The sequence below is a fragment of the Pseudomonas sp. OST1909 genome, from assembly GCF_015277575.1.
Taxonomy (GTDB): Bacteria; Pseudomonadota; Gammaproteobacteria; order Pseudomonadales; family Pseudomonadaceae; genus Aquipseudomonas; species Aquipseudomonas synxantha_A.
This window is the reverse complement of the sequence record NZ_CP063780.1, coordinates 637,452-663,252: the sequence shown is the minus strand read 5'-3', so window position 1 is coordinate 663,252 and position 25,801 is coordinate 637,452. Positions and strand designations below refer to the sequence as shown.

Below are 25,801 nucleotides of genomic sequence, written 5' to 3'. Positions count from 1 at the left end.
TCTTATTAACCTTTAAGCTGGGCCAGGGCGCGGTAATCCGCTCCCAGCGTGGCCTGTAAAATCTCTTTCGGATAATCGTCGGTCACCACCGCCTCGCCCATGTGGCGCAGCAGTACCAGTCGCAGTCGACCGTCGATCACTTTCTTGTCTATTGCCATATGTTCGAGAAAATCTGCCTCGGTCATCTCTGTGGGAGGGATGACCGGTAAGCCGGCGCGCTGGAACAGGCGGATACCGCGATCACGCTCCTGGGCGCTGATCCAGCCCAGGCGTTGCGACATCTCCAACGCCATCACCGTGCCAGCCGCTACGGCTTCCCCATGCAGCCACACACCATAGCCCATGTGCGTTTCGATCGCATGGCCGAAGGTGTGGCCCAGGTTCAGGGTAGCGCGCACGCCGGACTCCCGTTCGTCGGCATTGACCACCAGCGCCTTGGCGGCGCAGGAGCGGGAAATCGCTTCGGTCAAGGCCACCTGGTCGAGTGCGCGCAAGGCATCTACATGTTCTTCAAGCCAGCTCAGGAACGGCTCGTCGCAGATCAGCCCGTACTTGATGACTTCCGCCAGGCCCGCCGACAACTCGCGCGGTGGCAGTGTGTTGAGGGTAGCGGTGTCGATCAGCACGGCCTGTGGCTGGTAGAACGCACCGACCATGTTCTTGCCCAGCGGGTGATTGATACCGGTTTTGCCGCCCACCGAAGAATCGACCTGGGACAACAGGGTGGTCGGCACCTGGATAAAGTCCACGCCACGCTGGTAGCAGGCTGCAGCAAAACCGGCCATATCGCCGATCACACCGCCGCCCAGGGCAACCACGGTGGTTCGACGGTCATGGCGCGCAGTCAGCAGGCCATCAAAGATCAGTTGCAGGGTTTCCCAGTTCTTGTGGGCTTCGCCATCGGGCAACACCACGGAAATCACCGAATACGCCGCAAGGCTGCGGCTCAAACGCTCAAGATACAGGGGCGCAACCGTTTCGTTGGAAATGATCGCCACCTGCCGACCGGCAATATGCGGCGCGAGCAGTTCGGGCTGGTCCAACAGACCTTCGCCAATGTGGATCGGGTAGCTGCGCTCGCCTAGATCGACCTTAAGTGTCTGCATGTTTCCCCGCGTTGAAGATGTATTGACGACCGGCAATGTCGCAATCCGACATCACCTGATGGCTCTACGCCACACCTCACAAGGTTATGGCGCGCCGCCGAGAATAGCGCATTTCCGGCCAGGCTTTAACGGGGTGGCAACCGCTGCAGGCGCTCCAGAATATCAAGCACCACCATCCGAGGGGGTCGCTCATCGGTTTCCACCACCAGATCGGCGATTTCCCGATACAGCGGATCGCGCAGCGCCAGCAGGTCCCGCAGGGTTTTTTCCGGGTTGGCCGTGCGCAGCAACGGGCGATTGCGATCGCGGGCGGTGCGGCCCACCTGCTGCTCGACCGAGGCATGCAAATACACTACCCGACCACCGGCATACAGCGCTCGACGGTTTTCGTCGCGCATGACGGCGCCACCGCCGGTCGCCAATACCACGCCATCGCAGCCACACAGCTCGGCAATCATCGCCTGCTCGCGGTCGCGAAAGCCCAGCTCGCCTTCTTTATCGAAGATCCATGGGATATTGGCACCCGTGCGCAATTCAATTTCCTTGTCGGAATCTTTGAACGGCAGGCGCAGCTCTTTGGCCAGCAAACGGCCGATGGTGCTCTTTCCAGCCCCCATCGGCCCTACAAGAATCAAATTTCGCACAGAATCAACGACTCACAGCAATCGCCTGGTTATTCATGATACGCGGAGTCAGGAATACCAGCAGCTCGGATTTTTTCTCCGCCAGCACATCGCGCCGGAAAAGGCGGCCAAGATACGGCACATCGCCCAAAAATGGCACTTTATCTACCACTTTGCTTTGGGTATTGGAGAAAACCCCACCGATGACGATGGTCTCGCCATCCCTGACCAGCACCTTGGCGTTGACCTCGTTTTTCTTGATCGGCGGTACGTCATTGAGCCTGTTCAAGTAGTCGGGCTCATCCTTGGTGACCTTGACCGCCATGATCACGTGGTCGTCGGGGGTGATTTGCGGCGTGACCTCCAGCGAAAGCGAAGCCTCCTTGAACGATACCGAGGTAGCGCCCTGGGAGGTGGACTCTTGATAGGGAATTTCGGTGCCCTTGAGGATGCGTGCCGTCTCCTTGTCGGACGTGACCACCTTGGGCTGCGAGACGATTTCGCCGTTGCCGGTTTTCTCCATGGCTGTCAGCTCAAGGTCCAGCAGTAGATTGTCGGTGATGTAGGCCACGCCCAGACCCGAGGTACCGGTCAGCGAACCCAAATCGACAAACGGGGAGCCGGGCGGGTTTTGCGGCGGTTCGGCGCCGTCTGCCACGGGCTTGGAAACACCTGCGACACTTCCCCTGCCATGACTGAGCCGCCCACCCCAGCGCACGCCCAGGCTTTTGTCGTAGTCGACATTGGCCTCGACAATTCGCGCCTCGATCATCACTTGGCGTACGGGAATATCCAGTTGCGCCACGATACGCCGCAGCTCTTCGAGCCGTTCGCCGGTCTGGTAGGCGATGATGTTGTTGGTGCGATCATCCACCGCCACCGAGCCGCGCTCATCCGTGACGCCTTCAAAACCTGTGACCGACTGAAACAGCTTGGCCAGGTCCGCCGCCTTGGCATAGTTGACCTGCAGCAGCTCCCGACGCAGCGGTGCGAGTTCCGCCATCTGCTTGCGCGACTCCAGCGCCAGCAGTTCGCGAGCGGCCAACTCATCCGCAGGTGCCACCAGCAACACACCGGCTTTCACGCGCTTATCCAGACCTTTGGTTTGCAGCACCAGATCCAGCGCCTGATCCCAAGGCACATCCTTGAGCCGCAGGGTAATTGAGCCCTGCACTTCATCACTGGTCACCAGGTTGAGCCCGGCGACATCGGCGATTTGCTGCAAGACCGCCCGCAGGTCGATGTCCTGGAAATTCAGATTCAGCCGGGTGCCTGTATAGCTGACCGACGCTGCACTGTCGGGCGGCGGCAGGTGGATCAGGTCCAGGCGATTGGGCACAGCAGCAGCCATCGGTGCCGTGAACGCTATCCATAGCGCCACACCGAAGGACGAGAAAGTCCTTTTCATTGTTTGATTCCGTTATGAGTTGACGTTCAACACAAGGGTTCGCGGGCGTTCGAGCCAGCCGCCCTGTTCATCGGGAAACCGTTCGACCAAGTGGATAGACCCCTCTTGAATGGCCGTGACCTGGCCATGATCCGGCCCCAGGTAATCACCAATCGTCAGCCGGTGCACCCTGGATCCGGCACGCAGCAGGGCAAAAGCCTGCGCCCCCAACGACAGCGTGCCGACCATTTCGAACTGATCGATGTTCATGCCTTCCAGCAGCCCCCGTGGCCGAGCGAGATCCGGCGCAAGGGCCGGTCGCCCCGGCACGCGAGTTACTTGCAAACCGGGCGGCTGAAACGGGTCGCGCACAAACGATGGGGTGTAGACCAATGGCTGAGCCGGGTCGAACGCTTCGCGGGCCTTGGCGCTTTGCGTGGTACGCCGATAGGTCTTTGCCAGCATGTTCAGACGCAGCAAGGCGCCGTCATGCCCCAGTGCAACATCCTGCACGGTGACGACGCGCGGCAACCCACCCAGGGCACCGATGAATGCCGCCAGGTCGTGATACGCCCCGGTGGCGCCGATTTGCATGGGTTGCTCGATATAGAGCTGACGAGGCTCTTCATCCAACACCGTGATGCCCTCGACCCATACTCCATTGGCAACCGCCAATCGGGCGATGTCTTCAAGCAAGGCCGGCACCTCTGACTGGCCGGGCAATTGACGTAGAAGGCCTGTGACCTTGTCCTCCATTGCCCTGAACTGATCGGTGCGCGCCTCAAGGCTGGAGGCCAGTTCAGTTTTTTCCGCCAACTGCTGCTGTAGCGTTTGCTCCCGCGCCTCAAACCCGTGCAATCGCTCACGTGACGAGCTCAGGTAGGCAACCTCTCCTATCAGCAGCACCAGACCGGCCAGCCCACAGCCAAGCAGGACCTTGCCAGACAAGGGCCATTTAGCAGCGTTGTAGAAGAGCGTGGGAAAATCGAGCCTGGGCAGGCTCATGGTTGCGCCTCGCTGGATTCTCCCTGGCGCACCATCAGCTGAAATTCACTTTCGCCGCGTGCTCCATCGGCCTGCACACGCTGCAGACGAGTCGAGCTGGAGCCTTGGGATGACTGCTTGAGCTGCTGCATCAACCGGGCGATATCCTGGTTGCTTTCAGCCGTGCCGCGAATGCTGATGGTGTCACCGTTTGCGACCACCTCATGCAGATGGACACCTTCAGGCATTGCACGAGCCAATTGCTCGAACAGTCGGGCGCCGGAAGAGCGGGCGTCGTGCAGATCCTGCACCACCTTCATGCGTTCGGCCAGTTGCTGGCTTCGCTCCTGCAGGTCGTCGATGGTCCTGATCCGCGAATCCTGGGTAGCCACCTCCTCACCCAAGCGGCTATTGCGGCTCACTTGCCGATCTATCGCCTGGTCGATCACCTGGTCAGCCAGCCACACGGCCGCCATCGCCAGGCAGGCAAATGCCAGCAATAGCACCATGAAATACCTGCGCTTGCGCTCTGCCAGCGCCTGACGCCAAGGCAAAAGATTGATTCGTGTCATCCAGCGAAACTCCTCAGGGCCAACCCGCAAGCCACTCCCATCCCTTGGGCATCCACGGCCCATTGTGCACCATCGACTCGATGACCCGGCGTGAAGCTGGCAAAATCCTGACGGCAAGCGCGCTCCAATGCAAACCCTTCGACATCGACCACCCGCGGCACCAGCCCCGCCAGGGCTAAAACCGCCACTCGCGCCTGGACCTGCTCGCGCAGACAGGCCGCCAACATGACTTCAACCCACTGCGGCCCTTGGGCCGATGGGCCCTGGATCTGAAAGTCGATCGCAACCTCATCCAATGGATAAGGAATGAACTGGTCAGCTTCCATCTGGATCTTCCAGGCCATTTCTTCGTCGCGCAGGCCCGCATCCATCTCGATCAACCGCGTGATCACCGAAGGGCCCGCCACTGCCACAGCGGCGTGTCGAGCCGAAGTGCGCAGGCAGGATAACGCTTGTTGCAAGGCTCGCCCCACGCCCTCGACGTCCAGCAACGCGCCATCGACGACCGCATGGGCGGGCAGCGCCTGGGTGGCATAGCCCTGGACACTGAAACCACCCGATGAACGGCTCAGTTCGATCAGCTTGATACCGCTGTCATTGATGTCGACACCCAAGATGATGTCGGCTTTTCGCCTGAAAAATCCCTTTCCCATAAAACTCCCCAAAACTTTCCCTGTCATACCGGCTGTCATCTCGCTTGATTGCCGCCAGGCACCCTGCATTCGGTCGGCTTGTTCGAGGCACGCGAATGACGCCCCAAGCTGAAAAATGCTTTAATGCCCAGCGTTTTTTCCCGCTTTTTTATCTGCTGCCCGGGTCGATCCATCGTTTGCCATGCATCCCCGACGCGTAACTCATTCTTTTCTCTGGAAATCCAAAAGCCTTGATTCGTCTGCTGAAGTTTTTCGGGTACTCCATAGTCGCGATCGTCTGCGGGCTGCTGCTCGTACTCAGCGGGGCCTACCTCTACCTTAGTCCGGGTTTGCCCTCCGTAGAGGCCCTCAGAAGTATCCAGTTGCAGATTCCTTTGCGGGTCTACAGCAGCGACGAAAAACTGATCGCGGAGTTCGGCGAAATGCGCCGCACACCGATCCGTTTCGCCGACATTCCACCCAATTTCATCAGTGCATTGCTGTCGGCAGAAGATGACAATTTCGCCAACCACTACGGTGTCGACCCCAGCAGCCTGGTGCGTGCGGCCACTCAGTTGGTAAAGAGCGGACACATTCAATCCGGCGGCAGCACCATCACCATGCAGGTGGCGAAGAACTTCTTCCTCACCAGCGAGCGCAGCTTTTCGCGCAAAGCCACCGAGATCCTGCTGGCGCTACAGATTGAACGCCAACTGACCAAGGACGAAATCCTCGAGCTGTACGTCAACAAGATCTACCTGGGCAACCGCGCCTACGGCATTGAGGCCGCCTCCCAGGTCTACTATGGCAAATCGATTCGTGACGCCAGCCTGGCGCAGATGGCCATGATCGCCGGCCTGCCCAAGGCGCCGTCGCGCTTCAACCCACTGGCCAACCCGGCGCGCAGTAAAGAACGTCGCGACTGGATCCTGGGGCGCATGTACAAGCTGGGCAAGATCGACCAGGCCGCTTATGAAAGCGCCGTGGCCGAGCCCCTGAACGCCAGCTATCACGTGCCGACGCCGGAAGTGAATGCACCGTACATCGCCGAAATGGCCCGCGCCGAAATGGTTGGCCGTTATGGCAGCGATGCCTACACCGAAGGCTTTCGCGTGACCACGACGGTTCCGAGCAACTTGCAGGAAATCGCCAACAACTCCGTACACGAAGGCTTGATCACCTATGATCAGCGTCACGGCTACCGCGGCCCCGAGTCGCGCCTGCCGGGCAAGACCCTGAGTGCCTGGACCACCGAACTGGGCAAACAGCGCTCGATCAGCGGCCTGGAGCCGGCCATCGTCACCGAGGTGACCAAAGACGGCATTCAAGTGCTGACCCGCGCCGGTGAAGCCCACGTTGCGTGGGACAGCATGAAATGGGCGCGCCCGTTCCTGAACACCAACAGCATGGGGCCGATGCCCAAGCAGCCGTCCGACGTGGCCAAGGTGGGTGATTTGATCCGCGTGCAACGCCAGAAGGATGACAGCCTCAAGTTCAGCCAGGTGCCGGTCGCCCAAGGCGCCCTGGTATCCCTTGATCCGCAGAACGGCGCAATCCGCGCGCTGGTCGGCGGTTTCGCCTTTGAGCAGAGCAACTACAACCGTGCGATACAGGCCAAGCGCCAGCCGGGTTCAAGTTTCAAGCCATTCGTCTACAGCGCCGCACTGGACAACGGCTACACCGCCGCCAGCCTGGTAAACGACGCACCGATCGTGTTTGTCGATGAATACCTGGACAAGGTCTGGCGGCCGAAGAACGACACCAACACCTTCCTCGGCCCGATCCGCATTCGCGAGGCGTTGTACAAGTCTCGCAACCTGGTGTCGATCCGCCTGCTGCAGGCCATGGGCGTGGGCAAGACCATCGACTACATGACGCGCTTCGGCTTCGCCAAGTCGGACTTGCCGCCCAACCTGTCCCTGGCGCTGGGTACCGCAACCCTTACGCCGATGGAAATCGCCACCGGCTGGAGCACCTTTGCCAACGGCGGCTACAAGATCGCGCCGTACCTGATCGACAAGATCGAAAGCCGCAATGGCGACACCCTGTTCACCGCCAACCCGCCACGGGTGCCCGGTGATGTGGTCAATGGTGTGGCGGCAACCGATGGTCTCGCAGCACCGGGTAATGGCGGCATTACCATCGAGCCCACGCCAGGCACAGCGCCTGCGGCAACCGCCCCCGCGACCACCGAACCGCAAGCCCCGGCAGTTGCCGAGCGCATCGTGGATGGCCGTACCACCTATATTCTCAACAGCATCCTGCAGGACGTGATCAAGAAGGGCACCGGCCGCCGCGCACTGGCCCTGGGCCGCGCAGATATTGCCGGCAAGACCGGTACTACCAACGAATCCAAGGACGCCTGGTTCTCTGGCTATAACGGCGACTACGTGACCACTGTGTGGACCGGCTACGACCAGCCTGAAAGTCTGGGCCGCCGCGAGTTTGGCGGCACCGTCGCCCTGCCGATCTGGATGAGCTACATGGGCGCGGCCTTGAAGGACAAGCCTTTGCACACCCAACCGGAACCGGAAGGCATCCTCAGCCTGCGCATCGATCCGATCAGTGGACGTGCGGCTTCGCCGAGTACGCCGAATGCTTACTTCGAGCTGTTCAAGAGCGAGGACACGCCGCCGTCGGTCAACGAGCTGGGCAACGGGGTTGTACCAGGCAGCCCGCTGCCGGCGGACGAAGGCGCGCCGATCGATTTGTTCTGACCCGATCCAAGACGCAACATAGATCCAAATGTGGGAGGGGGCTTGCTCCCGATGGCGGTGTATCAGTCAACTATTCATTGGCTGACAGCCCGCCATCGGGAGCAAGCCCCCTCCCACATTTGGCCTTCACAAATCTTTAGATAATTGTCACGCAGCAAAAAGCCCCGACTCGCGAGAGACGGGGCTTTTTGTTGGTGCGCTATAACGGCTTAGCCGTTGAACACATCATCCACGCTTTGCAGCGGGTAGTTCTTTGGATACGGCAGGGTTGCTACACCGGTCTCGATCGCGGCCTTGGCCACGGCATCGGAGATCAGGGTGATCAGGCGCTTATCCATTGGTTTTGGAATGATGTACTCACGACCAAATTCCAGCTTGGCACCACCGTAGGCGTCGCACACATCCTGAGGCACCGGCAGCTTGGCCAGTTCACGCAGGGCGTTGGCAGCCGCTACTTTCATTTCTTCGTTGATGCGCTTGGCGCGAACGTCCAGGGCACCACGGAAGATGAACGGGAAGCCCAGTACGTTGTTGACCTGGTTCGGGTAGTCCGAACGGCCGGTAGCCATGATCACGTCGCTGCGAGTGGCGTGAGCCAGCTCAGGCGAGATTTCCGGATCCGGGTTGGAACAGGCGAACACGATCGGGTTCGGCGCCATGGATTTCAGGCCTTCGGCGCTCAGCAGGTTCGGGCCGGACAGGCCGACGAACACGTCGGCACCATCGAGGGCGTCAGCCAGGGTGCGCTTGGAGGACGGGTGGGCGAACATCGCCTTGTACTGGTTCAGGTCGGTACGCTCGGACTGGATCACGCCCTTGCTGTCGACCATGTAGATGTTTTCCAGCTTGGCGCCCATGCTGATGATCAGCTTCATGCAGGAAATGGCCGCAGCACCGGCGCCCAGGCAGACGATCTTCGCCTCACCCAGGGTTTTGCCGGCGATTTCCAGGGCGTTGATCATGCCCGCCGCAGTAACGATCGCGGTGCCGTGCTGGTCATCGTGGAATACCGGGATGTCGCACTGTTCGATCAGGGCCTTTTCGATCTCGAAGCACTCAGGTGCCTTGATGTCTTCCAGGTTGATGCCACCGAAGGTGATGGAAATGCGCTTGACCGTGTCGATGAAAGCCTGCGGGCTCTCGGAATCGACTTCGATGTCGAAAACGTCGATGCCGGCAAAGCGCTTGAACAGCACGCCTTTACCTTCCATGACTGGCTTGGAAGCCAATGGGCCGAGGTTACCCAGGCCAAGGATCGCGGTGCCATCGGAAATCACTGCAACCAGGTTGCCCTTGCCGGTGTACTTGTACGCCAGTTCTGGGTCACGGGCGATTTCACGTACGGGCTCGGCAACACCAGGGCTGTAGGCCAGCGACAGGTCGCGAGCAGTGGCAGTGGCTTTGGTGAGCTCTACACTCAGCTTTCCTGGACGAGGATGGGCATGGTATTCGAGAGCGGCAGTTTTCAAATCAGACATATCGGCATTCCGCTTTTACTGTTGGTCGACGGACCGCCGAGGATACGCGTGTCGCAAAGTCCCTACAAGACTGGGCAGTCACAGGTGTCAAGGGCCCTGGGCTACGACTTTTGGCCAAGAGCCACGGGATACAAGGGCTCAACTGTTCACAATCGAAATAAAAAATGTCTACAATTTTTTATTCAATGCGTCGATTTCAGCATGCCTGGGTCGGTTATTGGCAGAAGCCAGCGTAATTGACCTCTTTTCAAACCCCCGCGGCGGGAGCGATCCTGCACCCAGCCGCGCGCTTCAATAGTGCGACCTTGCAGACCATTGAGCATGGCCGGATCGAACTGACTGATCAGTTCGGGGGCAATACGTAATACCAGTGCCCCCTGGATTTCAATCCAGATGCCACCGCGATTGCGCTCGATCTTGCTGACCCGGCCAGTTACCAGCGCAAACCCGGAGCGCTTGAGTTGCGCCACCGTTTGCACCGGCGATTGGCGCCACAGCCCCAGGCGCGCCTGGCGGGCGCTGTTTTCCGCCGCCTGCTGGCAGGTGGCGAGGTCTACATTCGGCGCCACCCCCACCTGGAAGCCCAAGCCCTCGGCGAGCAATTGCGCTTCCAGGTTCTCGCCATTGGCGCCGTAGAGGTGGGCCAGGGTGCGGCCGTAATGATCCTTGCCCTCGCGGCCAGACACCAAACCGACACGCCCATCACTGGCCTGCACCAATGCTTGTAGACGCTGGCGGGCGGCGACGGCAAACAGCTCGTCAGTACGGCCCTTCTTGCCGGTTTCCGGCGCATTGAGGCCGATCATCCGCACGCTGCGGCCATCCTTGAGGCGTACGGTGTCGCCGTCCACCACGCGCTGCACTTCTACCCGCGCCACGGAAGCGGGTGCCGGGCAGAACACCGCGGCCTGGGCGGTTGCCAGCCAAATCCCGGGCACAAAAAAGGCGCCCGCAAGGGACGCCTTTTTCAACAGCTGGCAAAAGCCCATAAGGCTTTTGAGCCTTACTCTGCTGGAGTAGCAGCAGGCTTCTTGCCGAAAGCACCAAAGCGATCTGCGAAGCGCTGTACACGGCCGCCGGTGTCCAGAGTTTTCTGCTTACCGGTGTAGAACGGGTGGCACTCGTTGCATACGTCAGTACCCAGTGGCTTGCACAGGTTCGAACGAGTTTCGAACTTGTTGCCGCAGCTGCAGGTAACTTCGATGGTTTCGTACGCTGGATGGATATCGGCTTTCATGGCACTTCCTCGGGCTAGCGTGCCGCCACTCGACACTATTGTCGAATACCGCACGTAATTAGGCCGCGGATTCTACCAGACCTTTTTAAACGCGCAAGCGGCGCTACTGGCCAAAAACCTCCTTTCATCAGAAAACCGTGGCATACCCAAGCCCTCCCCGCTCTGCTAGGCTCGCGCCCCTGCCCCACTGCCTGCCTTTATATGAGATGCCCCGCGTGCCCGACGCCATTTTGCGCCTAGCCCTGCCCTCCCCCCTGCGCCGCCTGTTCGATTACCGGGCCCCGGCCGGCGTGCTGCGGGCGCAGTTGCAGCCAGGGATGCGCGTGCGTGTGCCGTTTGGGCGCAGGGAAATGATCGGCATCCTGGTGGAGGTCGCGGATCACAGCGAGGTCCCGGCGGAAAAGCTCAAGCCGGCCCTGGCCATCCTCGACGCCACACCGCCACTGCCGCCGGCACTGTTCAAGCTGTGCCTGTGGACTGCGCAGTATTACCAGCACAGCCTGGGCGATACCTTGAGCTGGGCGCTGCCAGTGCTGCTGCGCCAGGGCGAACTGGCCGAAGCGCGCCAGGAACGTTTCTGGTCGATGGCGCCCGGTGCACGCCTCGACGACCCGCGTATCGCCCGCGCCCCGCGCCAGCGTGAAGCCCTGGCCACACTGGCCCAGCATCCCCATGGCGTCGCCCATCAGCTGTTAAGCAAGCTGATGCTGAGCAAAGACAGCCTCGACCTGCTGTTGGCCAAGGGACTGGTGCAGGTGGAAATCCGCAAGCACGCCCCGGACCCACGCCACGAACACTGGCTGGCCCAACCGGAATTGCCGCTCAACCCCGAGCAACGCGCCGCGTATGAGGCGATTCGCGCAGGGTTCGACAGTTTCCATGCGTTCCTGCTGGCCGGCGTCACCGGCAGCGGCAAGACCGAAGTGTATTTGCAACTGATCCGCGAAACCCTGCAGGCCGGCAAGCAGGCACTGGTGCTGATCCCGGAGATCAACCTGGGCCCACAGACCCTGGCGCGTTTCGAGCAGCGCTTCAACGCGCGCATCGCCCTGGTGCACTCGGCGGTCAATGACCGTGAGCGCCTGGAGTCGTGGCTGGCAGCGCGGGACGGCGAGGCAGACATCATTATCGGCACCCGTTCGGCGCTGTTCACCCCGATGAAAAACCCCGGGCTGATCATCATCGACGAGGAGCACGACGGCTCCTATAAACAGCAGGAAGGCCTGCGTTACCACGCCCGCGACCTGGCGCTGGTACGCGCACGCCAGGAAGACATCCCGATCGTGCTGGGTTCGGCCACGCCGTCCCTGGAAAGCCTGCATAACGCCTACACCGGCCGTTATGGCCTGCTACGCATGAACGAGCGCGCCGGCGGCGCCAAACAACCGCGCTTCCTGCGCCTGGACGTGAAAAGCCGCCCGCTGGACAGCGGTATTTCCGGTCCGATGCAACAGGCCATCGGCCAGACCCTCGCCGCGGGCCAGCAAGTATTGGTGTTTCTTAACCGTCGCGGCTTTGCGCCGACACTGCTGTGCCATGACTGCGGCTGGATGTCCGAGTGCGAGCGCTGCGATGCGCGCATGACCGTGCACCAGCGCCACGGCGAATTGCGTTGCCATCACTGCGGCCATGTAGAGCGGGTGCCACGCCATTGCCCGCAGTGCGGCAAGGTCGACCTGCGCCCGGTAGGGGCCGGCACCGAGCGCGCCGAAGAGCGCCTGGGCATTCTGTTCCCGGATTACCCGGTGCTGCGGGTCGACCGCGACAGCACGTCGCGCAAAGATGCAATGAACCAGTTGTTTGCCACCATTCAGAAAGGCCAACCGTGCATTCTGATCGGCACGCAGATGCTCGCCAAAGGGCACCACTTCCCACGGGTGACCCTGGTGTCGATCCTGGATGCCGACGGAGGTTTGTTCTCCGGGGATTTCCGCGCCAGCGAACGCATGGCGCAGTTGATCGTGCAGGTGGCAGGGCGCGCAGGACGGGCCGAAGAGCCGGGCAAGGTGATTATCCAGACGCACCTGGCCGACCACCCGCTGCTGATTCAACTGACGGAACAAGGCTATTTTGCCTTCGCCGAGCAGGCATTGAGCGAACGTCGCGCTGCCGGCTTGCCACCCTTTGCGCACTTGGCGTTGCTGCGTGCCGAAGCCCACAAACCCGGCCAGGCCGAAGGTTTCCTCGATCAAGCCTGCAGCGTGGCCGAACGTTTGCTGGGCGAGTTGGGCCTGACCGGCATCGAATTGCTCGGCCCTGTGCCTGCGCCCATGGAGAGGCGTGCCGGGCGTTATCGGGCTCAGCTACTCTTGCAGGCAACCTCCCGCGCACCGCTGCATCGACTGTTAAGTAGCTGGATGCTTGAGCTGGAGCAAATACCCAGCGGCCGACAAGTGCGATGGTCACTGGATGTAGACCCGGTAGATTTGTATTGACAGGCAAGCCACCATCCACATTTTGAAATGTGAACACCTTCAAATGTGGGAGGGGGCTTGCCCGCGATGAGGCCCGCAGGTCCGCCATCTAGTCTGAACGGTTGGCAAGCCCGCCCTCGCCACGGATAATGCCCAGCTTTTCCACCTGCGCATCGCGCGCCGCCGCTTGCGGTCGAAAGAGAACACCATGAAAGACACCATTCGCCAGCTGATCCAACAAGCCCTCACCCAACTCGTCAACGAAGGTGTGTTGCCTGAAGGCCTGTCGCCGGCGATCCAGGTGGAGAACACCCGCGACAAGACCCACGGCGACTTCGCCAGCAACATCGCGATGATGCTGTCCAAGCCGGCCGGCATGAAACCGCGCGACCTGGCGGAAAAAATCATCGCTGCACTGCCGGCTGACGCCAGTGTCACCAAGGCCGAAATCGCAGGCCCGGGCTTTATCAACTTCTTCCAGAACACCCAGGCCTTGGCTTCGCGCCTGGACGCAGCCCTGGCCGATGCCAAAATCGGCGCACACAAGGCTGGCGACACCCAACGCGTGGTCATCGACCTGTCGGCGCCGAACCTGGCCAAAGAGATGCACGTCGGTCACCTGCGCTCCACCATCATCGGCGACGGTGTGGCGCGGGTGCTGGAGTTCCTCGGCGACACCGTGATCCGCCAGAACCACGTCGGCGACTGGGGTACCCAGTTCGGCATGTTGATGGCCTACCTGCAGGAAAACCCGATCACCAGCAACGAGCTGGCCGACCTGGAAAACTTCTACCGCGCCGCCAAGAAACGCTTCGACGAATCCGAAGAATTCGCCGACCGCGCCCGTGGCCTGGTGGTCAAACTGCAAGCCGGCGACCAGGAATGCCTGGCGCTGTGGAACCGCTTCCGTGAGATTTCCCTGTCCCACTGCCAGGAAATCTACGAACTGCTCAACGTGAAACTGACCATGGCCGACGTGATGGGCGAAAGCGCCTACAACGACGACCTGATCAACGTGGTCAACGACCTCAAGGCCAAGGGCCTGCTGGTCGAGAGCAACGGCGCGCAGTGCGTGTTCCTCGAAGAATTCAAGACCGCCGACGGCGAACCCCTGCCGGTGATCATCGTCAAGGCCGATGGCGGCTATCTCTACGCCACCACCGACCTGGCTGCCGTGCGCTATCGCAGCGGCGTGCTCAAGGCCGACCGGGCGCTGTACTTCGTCGACCAGCGCCAGGCCCTGCACTTCCAGCAAGTGTTTGAAGTGGCCCGTCGCGCCGGTTTCGTCACCCACCCGATGCACATGGAACACATGGGTTTCGGCACCATGAACGGCGCCGATGGCCGCCCGTTCAAGACCCGCGACGGCGGCACCGTCAAGCTGATCGACCTGCTGACCGAAGCCCAGGAGCGCGCCTACAACCTGGTGAAGGAAAAGAACCCGGAGCTGGCCGAGGCCGACCTGCGCAACATCGCCCGCGTGGTGGGCATTGGCGCAGTGAAATACGCCGACCTGTCCAAGCACCGCACCAGCGACTACAGCTTCAACTTCGACCTGATGCTCAACTTCGAAGGCAACACCGCGCCGTACCTGCTGTACGCCTACACCCGCGTGGCCGGCGTGTTCCGCAAGCTGGGCAAGGACTTCAGCGAAGTCGAAGGCCAGATCGTGCTGGACGCCGCCCATGAACAGGAACTGGCGGCCAAGCTCGCGCAATTTAGCGAAGTGCTCAACAGCGTTGGCGAAAAAGGCACGCCGCACATCCTGTGCACCTATTTGTACGAAGTGGCCGGCCTGTTCTCCAGCTTCTACGAGAACTGCCCGATCCTGACCGCCGACGACGAAGCCCAGAAACAAAGTCGCCTGCGCCTTGCCGCATTGGCTGGACGCACCCTCAAGCAAGGCCTGGAACTCTTGGGCCTGGAAACTCTGGAGCGTATGTAAGTTGGCTGCCAAGAAAAAACCTGCACCCAAACGCGGCGCCAGCCGTTATCAGGCCCCGGCGAAGCAGCCGATCCCGGGCTGGCTGTGGATGGCCATCGGCCTGACGGTCGGTGCCTTCGTTGTGTTTCTGATGAAGCTGGAGCCTGGCCAGGGCGATGACGTCAAGCGCGTCAAACAGGAGCAGCAGAAGGCCACGAAAATTGCCGAGGCCAACAAGACTGCGCCAAGCCCGACCGCACCGGTGAAGCCGAAATACGACTTCTACACGCTGCTGCCGGAATCGGAAGTGATCGTGCCGCCCGACGCCGTGCCGGAGAAAACCCTGCCGACCCCGCAAGTGCCGACCACGCCAGTAACCCCAGCGGAAGCGGCGAAAATCGACACGGCTCGCGCCCAGGCTGCACTGGCCGGCATCACTCCGCCGCCAGCACCGCCAGTGGCAGCGACCAAGGCCGCGCCTGTGACCAAGTTCTTCCTGCAGGCCGGCTCGTTCCCGAAACAGGCGGATGCCGATCGTGTGCGTGCGCAGATCATTCTGTTGGGCCAATCGGTATCGGTTGAGTCCGGCACGGTGAAGGACGCGACCTGGTATCGCGTATTGGTAGGGCCGTTCAGCAACCGCGAACAACTGACCGTGGCGCAGAAACAATTGGCCGGGGCCGGGTTTAGCAACCTGTTGTTACAACAACGCCAGAGCCGCTGATTTCGAAGACATAGCAGAGCTAATGTGGGAGGGGGCTTGCCCCCGATGGCGGTATATCAGTCAATATATTCAGCGACTGACACACCGCGATCGGGAGCAAGCCCCCTTCCCACATTTGGTTTTGCGGTGTTCTTGAATAGGTGTCGGATCAATAAACACCACTCGTCCGCGCACCCGTCCTACGGTTGAAATCCCCCCCGCCACCCCCATATGAGTTCTCATCAGGGCATTTTCGCCCCGCTGCGTGGAGACTCTCCCCTTGACCACCATCGTTTCAGTACGTCGCCACGGCAAAGTCGTCATGGGCGGCGACGGCCAGGTTTCCCTGGGCAACACCGTGATGAAAGGCAACGCGAAAAAAGTGCGTCGCCTGTACCACGGCCAGGTACTTGCCGGTTTCGCAGGCGCTACCGCCGACGCCTTTACCCTCTTCGAACGCTTCGAAGGCCAGCTTGAGAAACATCAGGGCCACCTGGTGCGCGCCGCTGTCGAACTTGCCAAAGAATGGCGCACCGACCGCTCCCTCAGCCGCCTGGAAGCCATGCTCGCTGTCGCGAACAAAGATGCTTCGCTGATCATCACCGGTAACGGCGACGTGGTTGAACCCGAACATGGCCTGATCGCCATGGGTTCCGGCGGTGGCTATGCCCAGGCGGCAGCCAGCGCGCTGCTGAAGAAAACCGACCTGTCGGCCCGTGAGATCGTCGAGACCGCTCTGGGTATCGCCGGCGATATCTGCGTGTTCACCAACCACAACCAGACCATTGAGGAGCAGGACCTCGCCGAGTAAGCCGTAGGCTTATTCCCGCTTGAGGCCGCCAGACACTATGTCCATGACCCCCCGCGAAATCGTCCATGAACTCAATCGCCATATCATCGGCCAGGACGATGCCAAGCGCGCCGTTGCCATTGCGCTGCGTAACCGCTGGCGCCGGATGCAACTGCCCGAAGAACTGCGTGTTGAAGTAACCCCCAAGAACATCCTGATGATCGGCCCGACCGGTGTCGGTAAAACCGAAATCGCCCGGCGCCTGGCCAAATTGGCGAACGCCCCGTTCATCAAGGTCGAAGCTACCAAGTTCACCGAAGTTGGCTACGTGGGCCGTGATGTCGAGTCGATCATCCGCGACCTGGCCGATGCCGCCCTGAAGATGCTGCGCGAACAGGAAGTGACCAAGGTCAGCCACCGTGCTGAAGACGCAGCGGAAGAGCGCATCCTCGACGCCCTGCTGCCACCGGCCCGCATGGGTTTCAACGAAGACGCCGCACCGTCGTCGGATTCCAATACTCGCCAGCTGTTCCGCAAGCGCCTGCGTGAAGGCCAGCTGGATGACAAGGAAATCGAGATCGAAGTGGCTGAAGTGTCCGGCGTGGATATTTCTGCCCCGCCTGGCATGGAAGAAATGACCAGCCAGTTGCAGAACCTGTTCGCCAACATGGGCAAGGGCAAGAAGAAAAGCCGCAAGCTCAAGGTGAAAGAAGCACTGAAGCTGGTGCGCGACGAAGAAGCCGGGCGCCTGGTCAATGAGGAAGAACTCAAGGCCAAGGCCCTGGAAGCGGTCGAGCAGCACGGCATCGTGTTTATCGATGAGATCGACAAAGTGGCCAAGCGTGGCAACTCCGGTGGCGTCGATGTATCCCGCGAAGGTGTGCAGCGTGACCTGTTGCCGCTGATCGAAGGCTGCACAGTCAACACCAAGCTGGGCATGGTCAAGACTGACCACATTCTGTTTATCGCTTCCGGTGCGTTCCACCTGAGCAAGCCAAGCGACCTGGTGCCCGAGCTGCAAGGCCGCCTGCCGATTCGCGTGGAACTCAAGGCACTGACCCCTGGCGACTTCGAGCGCATCCTCAGCGAACCCCACGCCTCGCTCACCGAGCAGTACCGTGAGTTGCTGAAAACCGAGGGCCTGGGTATCGAGTTCCAGGCGGACGGTATCAAGCGTTTGGCGGAAATCGCCTGGCAGGTCAACGAGAAGACCGAGAACATCGGTGCCCGACGCCTGCATACCTTGCTTGAGCGCTTGCTTGAGGAAGTGTCGTTCAGTGCCGGCGACATGGCGGGTGCGCAGAATGGTGAAGCGATCAAGATCGATGCTGACTACGTCAACAGCCACTTGGGCGAATTGGCGCAGAACGAAGACTTGTCTCGTTATATCCTGTAAGCCTCACTCAATGTGGGAGTGGCTTGTGTGGGAGCTGGCTTGCCTGCGATAGCATCACCTCAGTGTTCCTGAAACACCGAGGTGCCTGCATCGCGGGCAAGCCCGGCTCCCACATTGGTCCCTCCCACATTTTGGGCCGGTTCCTTCAGGGTTATCTCCAATGTCGAAATTTCCTACCGCAGTAAACCTGCACAAAACCTCCAATACCCTTGGCCTGACTTACGGGCCGGGTGAAACCTACCAACTGCCCGCCGAATTCCTGCGGGTTCACTCGCCTTCGGCCGAGGTCCAGGGCCACGGCAAGCCCATCCTGCAATTCGGCAAGCTCAATGTCAGGTTGACCCAGGTCGAACCGGCCGGCCAGTACGCACTGAAATTGACCTTCGATGACGGCCATGACAGCGGACTGTTCACTTGGGACTACCTCTACCAGTTGGCCGTACGTCAGGACGCGCTATGGGCCGACTACCTGGCCGAGCTCAAAGCGGCCGGAAAAACCCGCGACCCGAGTGAGTCGGTCGTGCGGCTGATGCTCTAGCACAGGCATCTTGGTCTTTAGAGCGCATTTTCTAATTTCATCTGCTTGAATGCCCTGTCGCGTGGCCAATGATCGGCCCGCTTGCGAAAAAAAATAAACTCGGGTAACCAATGGAGCTGGCAAGTTCCCTGCATTTGACGATGCGGTATCAACGGTCACCCGGGTCGCAGTACCAGGCTGGTGTCGTGTATCGAAATTGGGTGCGCAGCAATCGCCGGTACTCGTCTTTCGGACAATGGAGCGTCGTAGATGAGTAACAAGAATAACGATGACTTGAAACGCCAGGCCTCGGAAAACACCCTGGGGCTGAACCCGATCATCGCGTTACGCAAAAAGGATTTATTGGCCTCGGCCAAGATGGTGCTGACCCAAGCCATCAAGCAGCCGTTGCACAGCGTCAAGCACGTCGCCCACTTTGGCGTCGAGTTGAAGAATGTGATGTTCGGCAAATCCCAACTGGTGCCTGAAGGCGATGACCGTCGCTTCAACGACCCGGCCTGGAGCCAGAACCCGCTCTACAAACGTTATTTGCAGACTTACCTGGCGTGGCGCAAGGAACTCCACGACTGGATCGACGACAGCAACCTGCCGGCACAAGACATCAGCCGTGGCCACTTCGTGATCAACCTGATGACCGAAGCCATGGCCCCCACCAACAGTGCGGCCAACCCGGCGGCGGTCAAGCGCTTCTTTGAAACCGGCGGCAAAAGCCTGCTCGACGGTTTGTCCCACCTGGCCAAGGACATGGTGCACAACGGCGGTATGCCGAGCCAGGTCAACATGGGCGCTTTTGAGGTCGGCAAGACCCTGGGCACCAGCGAAGGCGCGGTGGTGTTTCGCAACGATGTGCTGGAGCTGATCCAGTACAAGCCCATCACCGAGCAGGTACACGAGCGCCCACTGCTGGTGGTGCCGCCGCAGATCAACAAATTCTACGTATTCGACCTGTGCCCGGAAAAAAGCCTGGCGCGTTTCTGCCTGCGCAATGGGCAACAGACCTTTATCGTCAGTTGGCGCAACCCCACCAAGGCCCAGCGCGAGTGGGGGCTCTCTACTTATATCGAGGCGCTCAAGGAAGCGGTCGATGTGGTCACGGCAATTACCGGCAGCAAGGACGTGAATATGCTCGGCGCCTGCTCCGGTGGCATCACCTGCACCGCACTGCTGGGCCACTACGCGGCGCTGGGCGAGAAGAAGGTCAACGCCCTGACCCTGTTGGTGAGCGTGCTGGACACCACCCTGGACACCCAAGTGGCGCTGTTTGTCGACGAGCAAACCCTGGAAACAGCCAAGCGCCATTCCTATCAGGCCGGCGTGCTGGAAGGCCGCGACATGGCCAAGGTGTTTGCATGGATGCGCCCCAACGACCTGATCTGGAACTACTGGGTCAATAACTACCTGCTGGGCAACGAACCGCCGGTGTTCGACATCCTGTTCTGGAACAACGACACCACCCGCTTGCCGGCCGCTTTCCATGGCGACCTGATCGAACTGTTCAAGAACAACCCACTGGTACGCGCCAACGCCCTGGAAGTGTGCGGCACGCCCATTGACCTCAAGCAGGTCACTGCCGACATCTACTCCCTGGCCGGCACCAACGACCACATCACGCCGTGGCAGTCGTGCTACAAGTCGGCGCAGTTGTTCGGCGGCAAGGTCGAGTTCGTGCTCTCCAGCAGTGGGCACATCCAGAGCATCCTCAACCCGCCGGGCAACCCCAAGGCGCGCTACCAGACCAGCGAGGGCTTGTCGGGCAGTGCGTTGCAGTGGCAGGAGAACGCCACCAAGCACACCGATTCGTGGTGGCTGCACTGGCAGGTGTGGCAGGCGGAACGGGCGGGGAAGTTGAAAAAAGCCCCGGCGACATTAGGCAGTAAAACCTATGCCGCCGCCGAAGCGGCGCCAGGTACCTATGTACATGAACGCTAGGCATTCTTGTGATTGAAATGAGATCAGATGTGGGAGCTGGCTTGCCTGCGATAGCGATGGGCCTGCTCACTAATCGCTGCCTGAAAGAATGCCATCGCAGGCAAGCCAGCTCCCACACTGAACGGGTTCCTACAGACCAATAGCACCACTTCACAGGGCTTGAGCATGGCGCAACCGTTCATCTTCCGTACCATCGACCTGGATGGCCAGACCATCCGCACGGCGGTACGCCCGGGCAAGCCGCACTTGACCCCGCTGCTGATCTTCAACGGCATCGGCGCCAACCTTGAGCTGGTGTTCCCGTTCGTCCAGGCCCTGGACCCGGACCTGGAAGTGATTGCGTTCGATGTGCCCGGCGTTGGCGGTTCCTCGACGCCGAAGCGGCCTTATCGCTTCCCGGGCCTGGCCAAACTCACTGCGCGTATGCTCGATTACCTCGACTACGGCCAGGTGAACGCCGTGGGCGTGTCCTGGGGTGGCGCGCTGGCGCAGCAGTTCGCCTATGACTACCCGGAACGCTGCAAGAAGCTGATCCTGGCGGCCACAGCTGCCGGGGCCTTTATGGTGCCGGGCAAACCCAAAGTGCTGTGGCTGATGGCCAGCCCCCGGCGTTATATCCAACCCTCCCATGTGGTGCGCATCGCGCCGATGATTTATGGCGGCTCGTTCCGCCGCGATTTGAACCTGGCCGCCGAACATGCCAGCAAAGTACGCTCGGCTGGCAAGCTGGGTTACTACTGGCAATTGTTCGCCGGGCTGGGCTGGACCAGCATTCATTGGCTGCACAAGATTCGCCAGCCCACCCTGGTGCTGGCCGGGGACGATGACCCGCTGATCCCGCTGGTCAACATGCGCATGCTCGCCTGGCGCATCCCCAATGCGCAGTTGCACATCATCGATGACGGCCACCTGTTCCTGATCACCCGGGCTGAAGCGGTGGCGCCGATCATCATGAAGTTTCTCGAAGAGGAGCGCTTGCGTGCAGTGATACATCCGCGACCGGCGGTGTGAAGGACCACACCACCGCGCAAGTTGCCAGGAACCGACTATGGTTCTGGATTGGCGTGCCTGCTTGATGTCTTGACGAAGGAGTGTTGGCTCATGCGAGAAAGACCCGTGACGAACCCGGCGCCCACCCCCGCAGCGTTCATCAACGCACAAAATGCGATCACCGGCCTGCGCGGCCGCGACCTGCTGTCAACCCTGCGCACCGTCGCCGCGCACGGGCTGCGCAACCCGGTGCACACCGCCCGCCACGCCCTGGCCCTGGGCGGCCAACTGGGCCGTGTGCTGCTGGGTGAGACCGTGCACGAGCCCAACCCAAGGGACAATCGCTTCAGCGACCCCACCTGGACGCTCAACCCGCTGTACCGGCGCAGCTTGCAAGCCTATCTGAGCTGGCAGAAACAGACGCGGCAGTGGATCGATGACAGCACCCTCAGTGACGATGATCGCGCGCGCGCGCAGTTCGCCTTCGCCCTGCTCAACGACGCCGTCTCCCCTTCCAACACCCTGCTCAACCCGCTGGCGATCAAGGAGTTGCTCAACTCCGGCGGCAACAGCGTGGTGCGCGGCGTGAGTAACCTGTTCGAAGACCTGCTGCACAACAACGGTTTGCCCCGCCAGGTCAGCAAACACGCCTTCGAAGTCGGCAAGACGGTGGCGACCACGCCCGGTTCGGTAGTGTTTCGCAACGAACTGCTGGAGCTGATCCAGTACAAGCCCATGAGCGAAAAACAGTACGCCAAGCCGCTGCTGGTGGTGCCGCCGCAAATCAACAAGTACTACATCTTCGACCTCAGCCCGGCCAACAGCTTTGTGCAATATGCCCTTAAAAATGGCCTGCAAACCTTCATGATCAGTTGGCGCAACCCGGACGTGCGCCATCGCGAATGGGGCCTGTCCACCTACGTGGCGGCGATGGAGGAGGCACTGAATGTCTGCCGGGCCATCACCGGCGCCCGCGAGGTCAACCTGATGGGCGCCTGCGCCGGTGGCCTGACCATCGCCGCCCTGCAAGGCCACCTGCAAGCCAAGCGTCAGCTGCGGCGCATCTCCAGCGCCAGTTACCTGGTGAGCCTGCTCGACAGCCAGATCGACAGCCCCGCAACCTTGTTCGCTGACGAACAAACCCTGGAAGCCGCCAAGCGTCGCTCCTACCAGGAGGGCGTGCTGGACGGCCGTGACATGGCCAAGGTGTTTGCCTGGATGCGCCCCAACGACCTGATCTGGAACTACTGGATCAACAATTACCTGCTGGGCAAGGAGCCGCCGGCCTTCGACATCCTGTACTGGAACAACGACAACACGCGCCTGCCCGCCGCCTTGCACGGCGACCTGCTGGACTTCTTCAAGCACAACCCCCTGAGCCATCCTGGCGGCCTGGAGGTGTGCGGCACGCCCATCGACTTGCGCAAGGTCACGGTGGACAGCTTCAGCGTGGCCGGGATCAACGACCACATCACACCGTGGGACGCGGTGTATCGCTCCACCCAACTGCTGGGCGGCGAGCGGCGCTTTGTGCTGTCCAACAGCGGGCATATCCAGAGCATCCTCAACCCGCCGGGCAACCCCAAGGCCAACTACGTCGAGAACCTCAAGCTGAGCAGTGACCCGCGTGCCTGGTACTACGACGCCCGGCATGTCGAAGGCAGCTGGTGGCCGCAGTGGCTGGAATGGATACAACAACGCTCCGGGGTACAACGCGAAACGCTTACCGCCCTGGGCAACCAGAACTACCCACCGATGGAAGCAGCGCCAGGCACTTATGTGCGGGTGCGTTGAGCTCAACGATCACATTAAGAAGACTGGATGAAGACCCGCGACCGTATCCTTGAATGTGCCTTGCAGTTGTTCAACCACAAGGGCGAACCGAACGTCTCGACCATGGAGGTGGCCAATGAAATGGGGATCAGCCCCGGCAACCTCTACTACCACTTCCACGGCAAGGAGCCGTTGGTGCTGGGGCTGTTCGAGCGCTTTCAATGCGAGTTGGCACCATTGCTCGATCCTCCCGCCAATGCGCAACTGGAGGCCGAGGATTACTGGCTGTTCCTGCACCTGATTGTCGAGCGCATGGCCCACTACCGCTTCCTGTTCCAGGACCTGTCGAACCTGGCCGGGCGCCTGCCGAAGCTGGCCAAGGGCATTCGCAACCTGCTCACGGCGCTCAAGCGCACCCTGGCCTCATTGTTAGCGCGGTTGAAAGCCTCGGGGCAATTGGTCAGTGACACCCAGGCACTGGGACAGCTGGTGGAACAGATCACCCTGACCCTGCTGTTTTCCCTGGATTACCAACGGATTCTGGACCGTGAGGGTGAGGTGCGAGTGGTGGTGTACCAGATCATGATGCTGGTGGCCCCCCATCTGTTACCGACGGCGCGGAAGGCGACTGAGAAGTTCGCCTTGAAATATCTGGATGACACTGATTAAACATGTGGGAGCGGGCTTGCCCGCGATAGCGTTGGATCAGCCAATGCCTGTATGACTGACACTCCGCCATCGCGGGCAAGCCCGCTCCCACATTGGAAATGCAGCGTTTTTTAGGCTTGCATAAAAAACGCCCGGTCTTCGCAGACCGGGCGTTTTTTTGTGTCCCGGAAAAATCAGGACTGACTGGATGGCGTCGGGGTGACCGGCGTTGCAGTCGGGGTAGCAGCCGTATGCGTCGGTGCGGACACCGAGTTGGCGGTAGAAGCGGCCGGTGCTGGCGCCGCTGCCGGCTTGGCCGCTGCGGCAGGCTTTGCTGCTGCCGGTTTTTTCGCTACCGCAGGCTTTTTGGCCGCTGCAGGTTTGGCCGCAGGCTTGGCTGCTGGTTTCGCAGCAGCGGGCTTGGCAGCAGGTTTGGCAGCAGCGGTTTTAGCCGCAGGTTTGGCAGCCGGTTTAGCCGCAGGTTTCGCGGCGGCTTTAGCGGCCACTGGCTTAGCGGCAGGCTTGGTGGCCGGTTTGGCGGCAGCGGTTTTAGCCGCTGGCTTGGACGCAGGTTTCGCAGCGGCTTTGGCTGGTGCCTTGGCAGCGGGTTTTGCAGCCGGCTTGGCGGCGGCTTTAACCAGAGGCTTGGCGGCAGTTTTCGCGGCGGGTTTTGCAGCGGCTGTTTTAGCCGCAGGTTTGGCAGCCGGTTTTGCTGCAGGCTTGGCCGCGGCGGTCTTGGCAGGAGCCGCTTTGGCGCCGGTCAGTTTTTCAATTTGCTTGGTCAAGGTATCGACCTTGCTGTGCAGCGTCTTCAATTCAGCCTTGCTGGGTACGCCCAGTCGCGAAATTGCACTATTGAGGCGCTTGTCGAAGGTTTCTTCCAACTTGCCCCAAGTGTCAGAAATGCTCGACTTGGCGGAACCGGCGGTTGCCTTGGCCGCGTCCACTTTTTTACCGACTGTGCTCTTGGTCAACTTCTCGGCCTTCTCGCCGTCCTTGACCAGAGTCTCGAAGTATTTACCGCCGTCACTGCTAACCTTCGAGTACACGCCTAAACCAGCAAGCCAGATTTTGCGGGAATATTTTTCAACTTCCCCGACCCACGAGCTGCCTTCTTTCTGAGTAGTCTTTTTAACAGCCATCCCGATGTCTCCTTAGTGTTTACGCGCGACACGTTCGAGCAATGCCGTCAGCTCTTCGAGCTTAGCAGAGAGTGTCTCCACGTCATGTTTAGACGCAATGCCGATTCGATTCAAGGCACTTGCAACACGCGTGTCAAAAGCTTTTTCAACTTTATCCAGCTGAACTTCAACCAAGCCCCTGACGCCGGAGACGTTACTCTTTACTTGATCAATCTGACTGTTGGCGGCATCAAGTTGTTCAACTACAACTTTTTTACCTTTGCTTTCAACGCGTTGGCCGCTCTTGACCAGCTCTTTGAAGTATTCGCCGCCCTCGTTGCCGACCTTTGCATAGGCACCAAGGCCCGCCAGCCAGATCTTGCGGGCATAGCTTTTAACCTCACTCAGGGGGGTGGTTTGAACGTCGATTTTTTTCTTCAAAATAACTTTGGCCATGGTGCACCTCACGCAAAAAGGGTGGAGGACGGCCCGCAGGAGTTGAGGGCTTGGGCACAAAGTAGGGGTTAAAATTAGAATCGGCACCCTAAGTCAGGCCAACGCCTTATCCAAGGCTTTTTCGATTTCGGACTTGATCGTGCCACTCATGGCCGACATCAACAGGCCGAGTTCTACCTCGATGCGCAGCGAGTCATCGGCCACCGCGACCGTGCCCTTAACCCCGGAACGTTTCAGCTTCAGGGTATCGCCGGCCCATGAAGACTCCACACCATATTTATCCTCGAGTTTGCGCGCCAATTGCTCAGCCTTGGCCCGCGCCTGTTCTTTTCCCAGGGTATGTTCACGCTCAACGGTAATACGGGCCATTGCAATGACTCCTC

General features: G+C 60.5%; 23 protein-coding genes. 11 read left to right on the top strand and 12 right to left on the bottom strand.

The genetic code is table 11. The features are described from left to right. Positions 1–5: 5 nt before the first annotated feature. The 6 genes from aroB to pilM all read right to left on the bottom strand — a co-directional run bounded on the left by aroB (position 6) and on the right by pilM (position 5,325). Positions 6–1,106: a 3-dehydroquinate synthase gene (gene aroB, locus IH404_RS02945; protein WP_005784045.1), complete on the bottom strand. Its 1,101-nt coding sequence runs from the start codon at positions 1,104–1,106 to the stop codon at positions 6–8. Positions 1,107–1,231: 125 nt separating this feature from the next. Beyond that, positions 1,232–1,750 (bottom strand): shikimate kinase AroK, encoded by a 519-nt coding sequence (gene aroK, locus IH404_RS02940; RefSeq protein ID WP_005784043.1) that lies wholly within the window; start codon positions 1,748–1,750, stop codon positions 1,232–1,234. A 4-nt stretch (positions 1,751–1,754) separates the two neighbouring features. Next, complete coding sequence (locus IH404_RS02935) at positions 1,755–3,080, bottom strand: type IV pilus secretin PilQ family protein (protein ID WP_194440640.1); 1,326 nt, start codon at positions 3,078–3,080, stop codon at positions 1,755–1,757. 69 nt (positions 3,081–3,149) lie between these two features. Then, positions 3,150–4,121, bottom strand: a complete 972-nt coding sequence (locus IH404_RS02930) for a pilus assembly protein PilP (protein WP_005784039.1) — start codon at positions 4,119–4,121, stop codon at positions 3,150–3,152. Further along, positions 4,118–4,672: a PilN domain-containing protein gene (locus IH404_RS02925; RefSeq protein WP_194439904.1), complete on the bottom strand. Its 555-nt coding sequence runs from the start codon at positions 4,670–4,672 to the stop codon at positions 4,118–4,120. The genes IH404_RS02930 and IH404_RS02925 overlap by 4 nt, the downstream gene beginning before the upstream one ends. Further along, positions 4,669–5,325, bottom strand: a complete 657-nt coding sequence (gene pilM / locus IH404_RS02920; RefSeq protein ID WP_194439901.1) for a type IV pilus assembly protein PilM — start codon at positions 5,323–5,325, stop codon at positions 4,669–4,671. The genes IH404_RS02925 and pilM overlap by 4 nt, the downstream gene beginning before the upstream one ends. A gap of 230 nt (positions 5,326–5,555) precedes the next feature. Between pilM and IH404_RS02915 the strand changes: the two genes are divergently transcribed. Then, the gene (locus IH404_RS02915) at positions 5,556–8,021 is read left to right on the top strand and encodes a penicillin-binding protein 1A (RefSeq protein WP_005784035.1); all 2,466 of its coding nucleotides are present in this window, start codon (positions 5,556–5,558) and stop codon (positions 8,019–8,021) included. Positions 8,022–8,230: 209 nt separating this feature from the next. On the opposite strand, the gene IH404_RS02910 is transcribed toward IH404_RS02915, so the two are convergent. The 3 genes from IH404_RS02910 to rpmE form a co-directional block, all read right to left on the bottom strand. Then, on the bottom strand, positions 8,231–9,499 hold the full coding sequence (locus IH404_RS02910) for a malic enzyme-like NAD(P)-binding protein (protein WP_005784034.1): 1,269 nt from the start codon (positions 9,497–9,499) through the stop codon (positions 8,231–8,233). Positions 9,500–9,681: 182 nt separating this feature from the next. Continuing rightward, complete coding sequence (locus IH404_RS02905; RefSeq protein ID WP_194439899.1) at positions 9,682–10,488, bottom strand: thermonuclease family protein; 807 nt, start codon at positions 10,486–10,488, stop codon at positions 9,682–9,684. 14 nt (positions 10,489–10,502) lie between these two features. Beyond that, entirely contained in the window at positions 10,503–10,736 is a 234-nt protein-coding gene (rpmE, locus tag IH404_RS02900; protein ID WP_005784030.1) for a 50S ribosomal protein L31, read from the bottom strand. 215 nt (positions 10,737–10,951) lie between these two features. Here rpmE and IH404_RS02895 point away from each other — a divergent pair, with 215 nt between their 5' ends. The 10 genes from IH404_RS02895 (at position 10,952) to IH404_RS02850 (ending at position 23,862) form a co-directional block, all read left to right on the top strand. Beyond that, positions 10,952–13,171: a primosomal protein N' gene (locus IH404_RS02895; protein WP_005784027.1), complete on the top strand. Its 2,220-nt coding sequence runs from the start codon at positions 10,952–10,954 to the stop codon at positions 13,169–13,171. Positions 13,172–13,358: 187 nt separating this feature from the next. Then, positions 13,359–15,095, top strand: coding sequence for an arginine--tRNA ligase (argS, locus tag IH404_RS02890; RefSeq protein WP_005784024.1), 1,737 nt, complete (start codon positions 13,359–13,361; stop codon positions 15,093–15,095). Position 15,096: 1 nt separating this feature from the next. Further along, the gene (locus IH404_RS02885; protein ID WP_005784023.1) at positions 15,097–15,798 is read left to right on the top strand and encodes an SPOR domain-containing protein; all 702 of its coding nucleotides are present in this window, start codon (positions 15,097–15,099) and stop codon (positions 15,796–15,798) included. 259 nt (positions 15,799–16,057) lie between these two features. Beyond that, positions 16,058–16,588 carry an ATP-dependent protease subunit HslV gene (gene hslV / locus IH404_RS02880; RefSeq protein ID WP_003171209.1) on the top strand — a complete coding sequence of 177 codons (531 nt, stop codon included), beginning with the start codon at positions 16,058–16,060 and terminating at the stop codon, positions 16,586–16,588. 37 nt (positions 16,589–16,625) lie between these two features. After that, on the top strand, positions 16,626–17,963 hold the full coding sequence (gene hslU, locus IH404_RS02875) for an ATP-dependent protease ATPase subunit HslU (protein WP_003171208.1): 1,338 nt from the start codon (positions 16,626–16,628) through the stop codon (positions 17,961–17,963). A gap of 160 nt (positions 17,964–18,123) precedes the next feature. After that, positions 18,124–18,501 (top strand): DUF971 domain-containing protein, encoded by a 378-nt coding sequence (locus IH404_RS02870; protein ID WP_005784019.1) that lies wholly within the window; start codon positions 18,124–18,126, stop codon positions 18,499–18,501. A 249-nt stretch (positions 18,502–18,750) separates the two neighbouring features. After that, complete coding sequence (gene phaC / locus IH404_RS02865; RefSeq protein WP_194439897.1) at positions 18,751–20,430, top strand: class II poly(R)-hydroxyalkanoic acid synthase; 1,680 nt, start codon at positions 18,751–18,753, stop codon at positions 20,428–20,430. 165 nt (positions 20,431–20,595) lie between these two features. Further along, positions 20,596–21,441 (top strand): poly(3-hydroxyalkanoate) depolymerase, encoded by an 846-nt coding sequence (gene phaZ, locus IH404_RS02860; RefSeq protein ID WP_194439895.1) that lies wholly within the window; start codon positions 20,596–20,598, stop codon positions 21,439–21,441. A gap of 90 nt (positions 21,442–21,531) precedes the next feature. After that, positions 21,532–23,214, top strand: coding sequence for a class II poly(R)-hydroxyalkanoic acid synthase (gene phaC / locus IH404_RS02855; protein ID WP_194439893.1), 1,683 nt, complete (start codon positions 21,532–21,534; stop codon positions 23,212–23,214). 27 nt (positions 23,215–23,241) lie between these two features. After that, positions 23,242–23,862 carry a TetR/AcrR family transcriptional regulator gene (locus IH404_RS02850; RefSeq protein ID WP_194439891.1) on the top strand — a complete coding sequence of 207 codons (621 nt, stop codon included), beginning with the start codon at positions 23,242–23,244 and terminating at the stop codon, positions 23,860–23,862. Positions 23,863–24,035: 173 nt separating this feature from the next. Here IH404_RS02850 and IH404_RS02845 read toward each other — a convergent pair whose 3' ends face one another. The 3 genes from IH404_RS02845 to IH404_RS02835 all read right to left on the bottom strand — a co-directional run bounded on the left by IH404_RS02845 (position 24,036) and on the right by IH404_RS02835 (position 25,787). Beyond that, positions 24,036–24,983, bottom strand: a complete 948-nt coding sequence (locus tag IH404_RS02845; protein WP_194439889.1) for a phasin family protein — start codon at positions 24,981–24,983, stop codon at positions 24,036–24,038. 12 nt (positions 24,984–24,995) lie between these two features. Next, positions 24,996–25,418: a phasin family protein gene (locus tag IH404_RS02840; RefSeq protein ID WP_122732485.1), complete on the bottom strand. Its 423-nt coding sequence runs from the start codon at positions 25,416–25,418 to the stop codon at positions 24,996–24,998. Positions 25,419–25,511: 93 nt separating this feature from the next. Next, positions 25,512–25,787, bottom strand: coding sequence for a polyhydroxyalkanoic acid system family protein (locus tag IH404_RS02835; protein ID WP_005784005.1), 276 nt, complete (start codon positions 25,785–25,787; stop codon positions 25,512–25,514). Positions 25,788–25,801 lie beyond the last annotated feature (14 nt).

Bases quoted from the DNA above. Each gene is read 5' to 3' on its own strand.
- IH404_RS02870 (WP_005784019.1), top strand. From the start codon at position 18,124: ATGTCGAAATTTCCTACCGCAGTAAACCTGCACAAAACCTCCAATACC.
- argS (WP_005784024.1), top strand. From the start codon at position 13,359: ATGAAAGACACCATTCGCCAGCTGATCCAACAAGCCCTCACCCAACTC.
- IH404_RS02935 (WP_194440640.1), bottom strand. From the start codon at position 3,080: ATGGCTGCTGCTGTGCCCAATCGCCTGGACCTGATCCACCTGCCGCCG.
- rpmE (WP_005784030.1), bottom strand. From the start codon at position 10,736: ATGAAAGCCGATATCCATCCAGCGTACGAAACCATCGAAGTTACCTGC.
- IH404_RS02840 (WP_122732485.1), bottom strand. From the start codon at position 25,418: ATGGCCAAAGTTATTTTGAAGAAAAAAATCGACGTTCAAACCACCCCC.
- pilM (WP_194439901.1), bottom strand. From the start codon at position 5,325: ATGGGAAAGGGATTTTTCAGGCGAAAAGCCGACATCATCTTGGGTGTC.
- IH404_RS02910 (WP_005784034.1), bottom strand. From the start codon at position 9,499: ATGTCTGATTTGAAAACTGCCGCTCTCGAATACCATGCCCATCCTCGT.
- phaC (WP_194439897.1), top strand. From the start codon at position 18,751: ATGAGTAACAAGAATAACGATGACTTGAAACGCCAGGCCTCGGAAAAC.
- IH404_RS02905 (WP_194439899.1), bottom strand. From the start codon at position 10,488: ATGGGCTTTTGCCAGCTGTTGAAAAAGGCGTCCCTTGCGGGCGCCTTT.
- phaC (WP_194439893.1), top strand. From the start codon at position 21,532: ATGCGAGAAAGACCCGTGACGAACCCGGCGCCCACCCCCGCAGCGTTC.
- aroB (WP_005784045.1), bottom strand. From the start codon at position 1,106: ATGCAGACACTTAAGGTCGATCTAGGCGAGCGCAGCTACCCGATCCAC.
- IH404_RS02930 (WP_005784039.1), bottom strand. From the start codon at position 4,121: ATGAGCCTGCCCAGGCTCGATTTTCCCACGCTCTTCTACAACGCTGCT.
- IH404_RS02925 (WP_194439904.1), bottom strand. From the start codon at position 4,672: ATGACACGAATCAATCTTTTGCCTTGGCGTCAGGCGCTGGCAGAGCGC.
- hslU (WP_003171208.1), top strand. From the start codon at position 16,626: ATGTCCATGACCCCCCGCGAAATCGTCCATGAACTCAATCGCCATATC.
- IH404_RS02835 (WP_005784005.1), bottom strand. From the start codon at position 25,787: ATGGCCCGTATTACCGTTGAGCGTGAACATACCCTGGGAAAAGAACAG.
- IH404_RS02845 (WP_194439889.1), bottom strand. From the start codon at position 24,983: ATGGCTGTTAAAAAGACTACTCAGAAAGAAGGCAGCTCGTGGGTCGGG.
- phaZ (WP_194439895.1), top strand. From the start codon at position 20,596: ATGGCGCAACCGTTCATCTTCCGTACCATCGACCTGGATGGCCAGACC.
- IH404_RS02850 (WP_194439891.1), top strand. From the start codon at position 23,242: ATGAAGACCCGCGACCGTATCCTTGAATGTGCCTTGCAGTTGTTCAAC.